The 7,316-nt window shown below is 59.7% G+C and carries 6 protein-coding genes and 1 tRNA gene; all 7 read right to left on the reverse strand.

What is annotated here, in order from left to right; translation table 11 throughout:
• Position 1: 1 nt before the first annotated feature.
• The gene (locus HOC_RS12980) at positions 2–1,771 is read right to left on the reverse strand and encodes a glycoside hydrolase family 15 protein (protein ID WP_035539275.1); all 1,770 of its coding nucleotides are present in this window, start codon (positions 1,769–1,771) and stop codon (positions 2–4) included.
• Complete coding sequence (gene otsB, locus HOC_RS12985; RefSeq protein ID WP_051624854.1) at positions 1,768–2,499, reverse strand: trehalose-phosphatase; 732 nt, start codon at positions 2,497–2,499, stop codon at positions 1,768–1,770. The genes HOC_RS12980 and otsB overlap by 4 nt, the downstream gene beginning before the upstream one ends.
• An 8-nt stretch (positions 2,500–2,507) precedes the next feature.
• The gene (locus HOC_RS12990) at positions 2,508–3,908 is read right to left on the reverse strand and encodes an alpha,alpha-trehalose-phosphate synthase (UDP-forming) (protein WP_035539279.1); all 1,401 of its coding nucleotides are present in this window, start codon (positions 3,906–3,908) and stop codon (positions 2,508–2,510) included.
• Positions 3,909–4,131: 223 nt separating this feature from the next.
• Positions 4,132–4,206: transfer RNA gene (locus HOC_RS12995), tRNA-Phe, on the reverse strand.
• A gap of 56 nt (positions 4,207–4,262) precedes the next feature.
• Positions 4,263–4,484: a DNA gyrase inhibitor YacG gene (locus tag HOC_RS21820; protein ID WP_084146309.1), complete on the reverse strand. Its 222-nt coding sequence runs from the start codon at positions 4,482–4,484 to the stop codon at positions 4,263–4,265.
• Positions 4,481–5,530 carry a ribonuclease E/G gene (locus tag HOC_RS13000; protein ID WP_206741571.1) on the reverse strand — a complete coding sequence of 350 codons (1,050 nt, stop codon included), beginning with the start codon at positions 5,528–5,530 and terminating at the stop codon, positions 4,481–4,483. The genes HOC_RS21820 and HOC_RS13000 overlap by 4 nt, the downstream gene beginning before the upstream one ends.
• 3 nt (positions 5,531–5,533) lie before the next feature.
• Positions 5,534–7,120, reverse strand: a complete 1,587-nt coding sequence (gene pgi, locus HOC_RS13005) for a glucose-6-phosphate isomerase (RefSeq protein WP_241767023.1) — start codon at positions 7,118–7,120, stop codon at positions 5,534–5,536.
• Positions 7,121–7,316: the final 196 nt, after the last annotated feature.

Here is a 7,316-nt window from a genome sequence, read left to right on the forward strand (position 1 = left end):
CCTAGATCACCTCTGACCATGGCTTGCTGAGCAGGGCGGCGGAATTGATGATGCCCACCATGCAATAAGTCTGGGGGAAGTTGCCCCATAGCTCGCCTGTCGACGGGTCGAAGTCTTCCGAGAGCAAACCGACATGGTTGCGGCTGGACAGGACAGACTCAAACATTTCGCGTGCCTCGTCGACCCGGCCGACGCGATAGAGCGCGTCGATATGCCAGAACGTGCAGGCCGTGAAGGCAGTCTTGGGGCGCCCAAAATCATCCTCGGTCTTGTAGCGATAGACGTGATTGCCTTCGCGGAGTGTGCTGTCGATGGCGTCTACTGTTGCGACATAGCGCTCGTCGCTCGCGGGCACGAAGCCGATCTCGGCCATGAGCAGGACGGAAGCATCGAGCGTCTCTCCGCCGAAAGAGGCTGTGAAGGCGCCGACCTTGGGGTTCCAGGCCTTCTCCAGAATGGTCTTGTGGATGATGGCGGCGCGTTCAGACCAATAGGTTGCTCTGTCGGACAAACCGAGATGAGCGGCGATCTTCGACAGGCGGTCGCAGGCCGCCCAGCACATGATGGCCGAGGATGTGTGCACTTCCGCGATGGTGCGGAATTCCCAGATGCCAGCATCTGGCGTGTCATGCACAGCGAAGGCGCGCTCGCCGACGGGTTCCAGCTGACGGAACTCGGCTATGCCAGGCCGTGAAATCAAGCGGCTGTCGAAGAAGGATTGCGAGACGCCGAGAACGACCTGGCCATAGACATCATGCTGGATATGTTCGGCGGCCTGGTTGCCGCGGCGAACCGGGCCGGTATGGCGGAAGCCCGGCAGATGCGTTGCGTGTTCCTCGGTGAGGTCTGATTCAAGGCCGATGCCATACACGGGCTGGATATGCCCCCCCTTGGATTGGGCCACGATATTGCGGACCCAGCGCATATAATGTTCCAGCGTTCCCATGGCGGACAGGCGGTTCAGCGCAGTGACCGTGAAATAGGCATCCCGGATCCAGCAAAAGCGATAGTCCCAGTTGCGTTCAGAGCCTTCGTGCTCTGGGATCGATGTCGTAAGTGCAGCGACAATGCCGCCTGTTTCCTCAAAGACGCACAGTTTCAGGGTGATGGCGGCGCGTATGGCGGCTTCCTGCCACTCATATGGCACAGCGAGGCTGCGCGCCCATTTTGTCCAGTATTGACGGGTGCGTTCTTCCCAGTCGAGCGTGATCACATCGACCGTATCGGTCAGCGACTCGTCTGCACCAAGGATGAACGACACGTCCTGTTCCAGCAGGAAGCTGGTGCCCGAGAGGACATAGGAAACGGGCGCATCGGTCGTGACGCGGAAAGCCAGCTCACCATCATTGAAACGGATATGGTTGACGCCGCGCACAGTTGGCAGCTTGCGGTCGCCCCAGTCTGTTTCCGGCGTCAGTGTTATGCGGATACGCGGTGTACCGGAAACCACATGGAAGCGGCGGACGACGGAAGCCGGGCGAAAGACTCGTCCACGTGTTTCAAAGCGTGGGGCGAAGTCGATGATCTCCATCACTGCGCCATCCTCTGATTCAAGACGTGTGCGGAGGATGGCGGTGTTGGTGTCATAGGATTGCGAGCGCGATACCAGCCCGTCCATCCAGATGTCGAACTGGCCGCCGCCGCCGAGCAGCTTGTTGAAAACCGGCTCGCCATCAAAGCGTGGCAGGCATAGCCATTGATAATTCCCCACAGAGTTTACGAGTCCTGCAATTGTTCCGTTGCCGACGACTCCCAGATCCAGTCCGTTCATGATGATGCAAACTCCCTGAGTAGTGCGTGAACGTCTGCAACAGACGCAAGCCTGTGATGTGCCACTGTTGAGCCTTCGCCGACTTTAATGGCTAAACCACCCAATGATTGCGCGGCGGAAAAAGCGTCTTCGTCCGTCGTATCATCTCCAATCATGACCGGACGTCGGCCCTTGAATGGCGCACTGGACATTGCTTCCGTCAGGCAGGCGCCCTTGTTGGCAGCACTTGGTTTTGCCTCATATACCATCTTGCCATGCTGAATCGAATAATCAGCGAACGGCGTGATTGCGTGGTTCAAAGCTTGGCCAAGCTCATCCTCAACATCCGGCGCCGCGCGATAGTGAATTGCGAGGACAGGCCCTTTTGGTTCAAGCTGAACGCCAGGATTGCGTGTTGCGATTATCTGTAGCGCAGCGACCAGCCCGGCGGGGGCGTCGGCAATAGTACCGGTCGATGTTTCGTTTGGCGCTGCGCGCCGGAGGCCGTGATTGCCGAAGCGCCACAAATCCGGAGGCACGCGTTTTGAAAGATCTGACAGATCACGGCCAGAGAGGACTGCCAGCGCGCCGCCAACGCGTTCCGCACATGAGATGAGCACGTCGTCCATCCCGGAAAGGAGGCTAACGGTGTCGGCGTTATCCTGCAGTCCAGCCAGCGTCCCATCGAAATCAAGGAACAGGGCATCATCAGACGCCAGCGCAAATTGTCTGTCGGTTGTTTCAGCCATACGCTGCACTAGTCGGCGGGTTCGGATGTGTCAAACGCCGCCAGAAAGTGGTCTCGCCACCAGTTGATGTCCTGCTCACATATGCCTCGATACAAGGCACGCCAGCGTCTTTGGCGCTCATCCAGTGGCATGTGGAGCGCTTCCCGGACCGCTTCGGCGACGGCGTTGCGATCATGTGGGTTGATAATTAGGGCTTCGGTCATTTGCTGCGCGGCGCCAGCAAATTGCGACAGGACAAGAACGCCCGGGTCGTCGGGGGCTTGCGCGGCAATATATTCCTTTGCGACCAGGTTCATGCCATCTTGCAACGGAGTCACGAGCCCGACCCGCGCCAGGCGGTAGAGCCCCGCAAGCTCTTCGCGTTCATACCCGCGTGCCAGATAACGGATAGGTATCCAGTCAAGATCACCGTAATCGCCGTTGATGCGACCGGACAGCTCGTCAAGCTGCTGTCGCAACTGGGCATATTCCTCAACGACAGAGCGGGACGGCGGCGCGATCTGCGTGAAGGAGATATTGCCGTGCAATTCCGGATATTTGTCGAATAGTGTCGCCATACCCTCGAAGCGTTGGGGCAGGCCTTTGGAATAGTCCATCCGGTCAACGCCGATGACGAGATTACGATTGCCGAGGAAGCGTGAGAGACGGTTTGACGCCTTCTCAGCGACTTCACTCGTCGCACTTAAGCTGAAGCCTTCCGCGTCGATCCCGATCGGGCACAGTCTCATCGTGAGGACATGGTCGCCGATGCGGTAGCGCTCATCATCCAATTTCTCGGCACCCATCTCCTCATGCAGGTAACGGCCGAGATTGGCGCAATCATGCGGGCTTTGAAGGCCGACAACATCATAGGCGCAAATGCCTTCTGCGAGAGTCATGTGGTTTGGGATAGAACGGAATACTTCCGGTGCCGGAAACGGAATGTGCAGGAAGAAGCCGGTGCGCCGCTTACAGCCCGCATCCTTCAGATGCCGGGCCAGAAGGAAGAAGTGGTAGTCTTGAACCCAGACAATGTCCGTCTCGCTTGTCTGGGCCTCAACGGCTTCGGCAAATCGGCGGTTTATCGATTCATAAGCCGCGAAATAGTCGCTGTCGAAGACGGCGAGGTCGAGTCGGTTGTGCATGACGGGCCACAGAACGCTGTTGGCGTAGCCGAGATAGAAGCCCTCATATTCGGCCTTCGACATGTCAACGAGCGCAAATGAGACCCCATCTTCCTCCACGAGTTGCACCCGCCGGCGGGGAACGTCGAAAATCTTTCCGCTCCAGCCGATCCATAAGCCACCTGATTCCGCCAGCGTGTCCCAGAGGGCGACAGCGAGACCTCCAGCGCGGGTCTGGCTGCCATAGGCCGTCCGATTGGACACGGCGACAAGGCGATGTGGTGATGATTGCTTCAAATCTGTCATATGAACCCGCCAACTCTACCCGCAACGTATGACAAATGTTCCGCCGATCACAGGAAATAGGAGATAATCCACAAGTTGCACGAATTGCAGGCAATGCAGGAAGACGTGAGAATGCGCTGGCGAATATTGGCTGTGGGCGAAAGCGGCGCTGGCGTTTCCAGGCTCAGCCGAGACGAAGACTCAGTCCGACAAGATCATTCCGGCTGGCGAGACCGATCTCAAATGGTGCCCGGGGGCGGAATCGAACCACCGACACGCGGATTTTCAATCCGCTGCTCTACCCCTGAGCTACCCGGGCGGGCCAGCAGGGAAGGCGGGTTCTAGCCAAGGCAGGCACGCTTGTCCATCGTGTTTTCAGTCATCATCTGTGATGTCTCCAGATGGCGATGTATCGCGGGGGTTTTCCTCAAGTTCTGCTGGCGCTCCGGGGATCGCATAGCCGCCCTTCAACCATTGCCCGAGATCGATATCGGCGCAGCGTTTGGAGCAAAATGGGCGGTACTCAGGCGAAACCGGCTTTTTTTGGCACTGTGCGCACTTCGGGGTGCGCTTCTCGGGGGCGATCGGTTTGCTCATGTCGGGAAAATGTCCGGTTTGGATTGATCGTGCGGTAAAATAGTCAGGCGGGCTCCGAACGTTTCATCGAGTTGCCCCTGTAGGTCCAGTCGACTCGCTGTCATCCACTCAAAGGCCCGCTGCGGCAGCGCGAGCGTCAGCCGCGCCATGGGCTGTGATCTTGCTTCGCGCTGGAGCTGCCGTAGAGACTCCAGACAAAGAGTCTCGTCTGTTGGCTCGCCGTCTGGCTTTAGCAACCTGTCAGCAAGCGGCGCGGCGCCCCAGGCGACCGAGGCTTCCATCAGACCGAACGCCGAGGGTGCCAATGCGCGCACATTGCGATGCGACTGCCCCTTGAAAGCAGTTAGAAACGAATCGCGGACCTTGATGCCGGCGTCGCGATTGATGGGGGAGACGCAATCCAGAACCATGGCGCCGCCGAGATTTCTCAGGCTGGCCTGGCGGGCGAGTTCCTGCGCCGCTTCGGTGTTTATGCGGAGCGCTCGGGCCGCGGCACGCCCCGGATCATTGCGGCCGGATGTGTCCAGGTCGATGGCGACGAGAGCGTTTGTTGGCTGGATATGCAGTGTCCCGCCACCCGGCAGCGTTACGGATGCCGATAAAGCCTCATCCCATGCGGCGGAAATTTCGATATCGCCTATGGAGACGTCTTCAATGGCCACCCCCCCCGCGCCGGGCAGCGCCAGTCGCCATCGTTCCTGCCGATTTTGGTTCACTGCCGCGGCCGAGGACTTCTGCACTCGCGCAAGCTTGTCGCGCCGCGCTTCAGCGACAATTTCGACGAGCAAACTCTGACCTTCCGTCAGCCCATGGCCCTCATCAAGACGCATGAAAGCATTCTCGCCGGAAGTAAGTTCCACGAAACCACCGCCCTGGCGCGGATGAATTGCCCGCAGACGGGCGCCGAGCACGTCGCCAAGATAGGCGCGGGTTTCCCGGTCACTTAAACGCTCAAGGTGGAGCGCCATAGGACGCCCTGTGTTGTCGAGGGCGACCAATCGCGTCTCGCCGATTGCCGTTTCGCGCAGGATGCGGGCAATCGGCATCAATCAGCGGAGCGCAGCAATCAGGGACGCGGTGACGGGATCATCCGCCGATGCGTCGCCCGTGAGCGCAGGCTTCAGACGACCGGCCATGGTCTTACCGCGCTCGACACCCCACTGGTCGAACGAGTTGAGGCCCCAGAGCTTGCCAGAAAAATAGGTGCGATGCTCGTACATGGCGACGAGGGCGCCAAACGCTTCCGGCCCGAATGAGGCATGTGTCATGAAGGTTGATGCACGCCCTCCGGCATGAACCTTTTGGCGCGCAACAGCGCCGGTGAGGCCTGGTTCTTCCTTCTTGACCTCATCAAGCGAACGGCCGTTGGCGAGCACTTCGGCCTGTGCGAGCGCGTGCGCTGTCAGTGCGGCAAGACCGGCTGAGTCGCGACCGGCATCAGGTGCGAGAATGAACTCGCAAGGTACGGCCTGAGACCCCTGATGCAGCCACTGGTGATAGGAGTGCTGACCGACGGAGCCCTCGCCGCCCCAGAGTGCAGGCGCCGTCGCCACCGCGATAGTTTCGCCGTCGGGCCCGACGCTCTTGCCGTTGGACTCCATTTCGAGTTGCTGGAGATAGGTTGGCAGCATGCGCAGTCGGTTGGCATAGGCGAGGACGACCCGCATCTTGTCACCCAGGATCGACGTGTTCCAGTAGTCCAGAAGCGCGAGGCGCATGGGTACGTTTTCCGCCAGTGGCGTGTCGCGTGTGTGGGCATCCATCGCCGCGGCACCTGCAAGGATCCGCTCGAACACATCGGCGCCAAGATAGATCATGCAGGCAAGCGAAGCCGCAGACCAGAGCGAGAAACGCCCACCGACAGACAGTGGCATGTCGAAGACATGCGCGTCACGGCCATCGAGCCAGGCCTTTGCTTTTTCAGGCGCAGCGGTGACAAGCCCAAGATGATGCGCGGCATCATCACCAAGGGCACGCTCGAGCCATTTGCGAGCGCGAGCCAGATTATAAAGTGTCTCTTCGGTGCCGAATGATTTTGAAACACCGATGACGAGGGTGGACTTCGGATCGAGCCCTGTCAGGGCGCGATCGAGATCAAGCGGGTCGACGTTAGCGCAGAAACGCAGGTCGATGCCTGCGGGCGCCATGTCCTCAAAGGCGTCGGCGATTAGGCGGGGCCCGAAGTCCGAACCGCCAATGCCGATATGGACCACGGACGTGAATGGCGCGCCGTTTGATGTTTTTACCTTTCCGGAACGCAGGTCGCGGGCGAATTGCAAGGCGGGCTGGACGCTCTGGCGTACCGTTTCAGCCTCTCCCTCAAGCGGGGAACCGGCGCGCAAGGCCCAGTGCAATGCGGGGCGGCCTTCAGACGGGTTCACGATGGCTCCACCGAAGAGGTCCGACGCGGCGGTTTCGAGGACGTGGGCCTGACCGAACGCAAGCAATGCCGCCTCCGATTCCGAATCGAGATATTGCCGCGCCATGTCTATGCGCCAGCCAGCAGCCGTCAGCGTGGCTTTGCCTGCGCGGCTTGCTGCGATGGCGCCAAGGGAGCGATTGCGTGTGCGGTCGCGATGAACAGACAGGTCAATATCCATGTTAAGGCCCTCGGTGGCGAAGTTGAGCTTTGGCATATCCGGCCTTGGGGCAGGTAGGCAAGTCGCACCCACCTTGGGCAGCCAGGATACAATTGCCTGCTTGAAACCCGCGTCACACATGGGTATGAGGCGCGTTTAACGGGCAGTCTGCCTGCCAAATCAATATGAAACCCTGTCCGGCGGGCCGGACGACAGACACCTAAGGAGAGGCCCGATGGGCAAGGCAAAGTTT

This window comes from Hyphomonas oceanitis SCH89, from assembly GCF_000685295.1.
Taxonomy (GTDB): domain Bacteria; phylum Pseudomonadota; class Alphaproteobacteria; order Caulobacterales; family Hyphomonadaceae; genus Hyphomonas; species Hyphomonas oceanitis.